Below are 3,082 nucleotides of genomic sequence, written 5' to 3'. Positions count from 1 at the left end.
ACACTTGATTTCTACGTTTTTTCTCAGTATACTTATCCATGTTATAACACTTAAAAAACAACTTGGTTTTTCACAAACTATGTATATAAAAAAGTTGCTTTTTCTCCTTTCATGTAAAGTTTTTTGTTTGGTCACTTAAAACACTACATTACTAGGTATGAAAAAGCAACTTTTTTTGTACTTTAAACCAGATATACCAATGCTTTAAGGGTAACTATTCCACTCTGTAATAGTTACCCTTATTATCAAGACAAGAAGAAACTCGTTTTCAACTCGTTTCAAATTCCTAAATTAGGAGGGATAAAATGAAAATTAATAATGTAACAGAAAAGGATTTATTTTATATTTTAGACTTATTTGAAAAAATGGAAGTAACTTATTGGTTAGATGGAGGTTGGGGTGTAGATGTATTAACTGGAAAACAACAAAGAGAACACAGAGATATAGATATAGATTTTGACGCTCAACACACTCAAAAAGTTATACAAAAATTAGAAGATATAGGATATAAAATAGAAGTTGATTGGATGCCTTCACGCATGGAACTTAAACATAAAAAATATGGATATTTAGATATTCATCCCATAAATTTAAATGATGATGGTTCCATTACTCAAGCAAATCCAGAAGGTGGCAATTACGTTTTTCAAAATGAATGGTTTTCAGAAACTAATTATAAAGGTCGAAAAATACCATGTATTTCAAAAGAAGCTCAGCTTCTTTTTCATTCTGGTTATGACTTAACAGAAAAAGACCATTTTGATATAAAAAATTTAAAATCAATAACATAATTGCTTTATTCCAATTGCTTTATTGACGTTGAGCCTCGGAACCCTTAACAATCCCAAAACTTGTCGAATGGTCGGCTTAATAGCTCACGCTATGCCGACATTCGTCTTCAAGTTTAGTTAAGGGTTCTTCTCAACGATCAATAAATTTTCTCGGCATAAATGCGTCATTTAAAGCTAGTTAATCATCTATACTTAATTTAAAAATTTCTTCTTTCTTATCAGTTAATTCTTTAAATATAATTTTCGGCTTTTTTTCAGAAAGTAATATGTCAAAAGCCTCATTATAGATAGCTTTCGCTTCTTTAGATTTAGATATAGAAACTCTACTATAAATATTTCCTATCTCTTCAAGTAAACTAGCGCTTTTTTTATAGTAAACTAAGCCTTCTTTATTCGCTTCAAGGTCAACAAAACCATTTCTAATTCCATATTTTAAAGCGTAATAAAGTAAAATAGCCGAAAATATTATATATATAAATATCAAATTAATACCTCCTTTTTTAACAAACTTTATCACAATAGTTATTGCTTTACAGGTCTATTTTTCATCGTTATAATCTAGTTAAATCCCGTAAGGGCGCACTTATACGTTTGTTCCAAACGGTGCGAAAACCATAATCGACCTTCGTCGATTTTTTATTTCAAAATTAAAGAAACGGCTTGAGATATTCCGAGCAGTTATAAAAATTAATTTGTCTTGAATATTGCTACTACATTCTTGAAAAAGTGATGTAGATTTATAGCCCATAACTTTTTTGAATTCCATCGACGATACGGCGTCGAAAGAAAAATAAACAGACCGTACGAAAGAAAAAAGCTATCTCAATTTTGAGATAGCTTTTATTTTTTATGCCTTTATTTTGAATTTTAAAGGGTCATTTTAAAGAATTAGGGGTTATTTATATAGTTTTATACCTAAAAACCTATATCGGCTCTTAAAACGCAAATGAGAGCCAAATAAAAATAATTGCCTTTCACAAACAAAAATTTGAGCAAAACCAGTGACTAATTTTTAGACACTGCCCATCTACATGCAAATTTAAAAATTGGCATAAAAAGTGGGTAACCATGCTGGTTAAACGCTATAGTTCCCCCAGGGATTAAAAAATAAAAAAACGCTAGCTTTTTAGCTAACGTTTAGTAATATTTTTCTATATGTTTTTGTATTTCAGTTGCTTTTTTCTCTTTTTTTAATTGTCTTTTTTTAAATCCATCAGAATTTCTTGAAGTCTTATATATATCTACAATTTTTTTATAGTCAATTTCATAACCGTTTTTTTGCAACTCTTCCACAAAAAATTTATCACAATTTATAAGCATTATTCTTCCTCAATTTCATCAATCATTTGATGATTTAACTCTCTTTTTTCTTGTTCTGTTAAATCATGCAGTTCACTCGCTAAATATTCTTTTTGTTTCCAAATATAAAAAATTTGATAAATATATTCAGTCGGATCAATCTCTTTTAGATAATCTAAATCGCCATTTTTTAATAGCTTTCTCGCTTCTTTAAATAAACCTGAATACACTAAAACTTGTTTCCCTTTCAAAGATTGATAATAAGCATCAAATACTTTTTGATTACTTAAATAATCACTATCTTTCCCTGAATATTTAGCCATTTCATAAAGTTCTTTATTATTATTAGTTTTAACTCTTTGAACATGAACTTGTGTAATCTCTTCAATCCCTGTTACATCACGCCACAAATTTAACCATTCTTTTTGATTAATATAATAATTTTTATCAGTAAAATACGATTTATTAACCGCAATTAACACATGGAAATGAGGATTATAATCATCTCGTTCTTTGTTGTATGTAATTTCTAATTTTCTTACATAACCCTTAACAACCTTTTTAAATTTTGTTCGATTACTTAATCGTCTAAATGATTGATTATAATGCTTAATCTCATTTTCTAATTCATTTTTAGATACATTAGGCGTCGTTAACGTTAAAAATATAAATTCTTTTTCATGTGCCTGTTTAACATGCTGCATCATTAAAGATAGACTTAAAGCATCTTTTCTTGCTTTACGCCAAGCACAAACAGGACAAAAGCGATTCTTACACGAATTGGCTTTATATAATTTCTGTTTTTCTAACGACTTATCAGTCACAAAAGACAAAAAGGTATTACATTCCTTTACCAATGCCATTTGATTTTCCCCCACGTGTCGTTCAATAAAATTTTGGAACACTTGATTTCTACGTTTTTTCTCAGTATACTTATCCATGTTATAACACTTAAAAAACAACTTGGTTTTTCACAAACTATGTATATAAAA

4 protein-coding genes are annotated in these 3,082 nt (G+C 28.6%); 1 reads left to right on the top strand and 3 read right to left on the bottom strand.

The window, feature by feature from the left end:
• The first annotated feature begins 305 nt into the window (after positions 1-305).
• Positions 306-791, top strand: a complete 486-nt coding sequence (gene lnu(A), locus LQ615_RS13280; protein ID WP_000700648.1) for a lincosamide nucleotidyltransferase Lnu(A) — start codon at positions 306-308, stop codon at positions 789-791.
• 178 nt (positions 792-969) lie between these two features.
• Here lnu(A) and LQ615_RS13275 read toward each other — a convergent pair whose 3' ends face one another.
• The 3 genes from LQ615_RS13275 to LQ615_RS13265 form a co-directional block, all read right to left on the bottom strand.
• The gene (locus tag LQ615_RS13275) at positions 970-1,275 is read right to left on the bottom strand and encodes a hypothetical protein (protein WP_049427954.1); all 306 of its coding nucleotides are present in this window, start codon (positions 1,273-1,275) and stop codon (positions 970-972) included.
• Positions 1,276-1,928: 653 nt separating this feature from the next.
• Complete coding sequence (locus LQ615_RS13270; RefSeq protein WP_239713618.1) at positions 1,929-2,111, bottom strand: hypothetical protein; 183 nt, start codon at positions 2,109-2,111, stop codon at positions 1,929-1,931.
• Positions 2,111-3,031: a protein rep gene (locus LQ615_RS13265; RefSeq protein ID WP_107559460.1), complete on the bottom strand. Its 921-nt coding sequence runs from the start codon at positions 3,029-3,031 to the stop codon at positions 2,111-2,113. Before LQ615_RS13265 ends, LQ615_RS13270 begins: the two co-directional genes overlap by 1 nt.
• Between the last annotated feature and the right edge of the window lie 51 nt (positions 3,032-3,082).

Origin of the sequence: Mammaliicoccus sp. C-M13, from assembly GCF_022386845.1 — a bacterium.
Taxonomy (GTDB): Bacteria; Bacillota; Bacilli; order Staphylococcales; family Staphylococcaceae; genus Mammaliicoccus; species Mammaliicoccus lentus.
Note: the sequence above shows the minus strand (reverse complement) of the source record. Positions and strands in the feature narration are given on the sequence as shown.